The following is a 273-nucleotide window of genomic DNA, read 5'->3' on the forward strand; positions in this document are numbered from 1 at the left end:
GAGCTGTCACATTGGTGAACTATTTACACCCAGCCCCTCTATACCATCGGTCTCGCCTTTGGTACTTCTTTTAAATAATTCTGGGTTGCCAAACATTTACGGAGTCTGCAGTCAACGCTTGCTTTTTGGGTAACTTGCCCACAAACTTTCTAAATATGTTCGCCGCTCCGTTAATATCGGCATTTAACAGTAATCCTTTACAAGTACGATAAAGCCCACGTTTCACTCGTTTTCCAGTGAACACAGGAGTACCCTTCGTGTCATTATATACAG

1 pseudogene is annotated in these 273 nt (G+C 42.9%); it reads right to left on the bottom strand.

What is annotated here, in order from left to right:
• Window positions 1–70: 70 nt before the first annotated feature.
• Window positions 71–273: pseudogene (locus ACDX78_RS23320) on the bottom strand (hypothetical protein); the annotation flags it as partial.

Origin of the sequence: Virgibacillus oceani (assembly GCF_041521345.1) — a bacterium.
Lineage (GTDB): Bacteria > Bacillota > Bacilli > Bacillales > Amphibacillaceae > Virgibacillus_N > Virgibacillus_N oceani_A.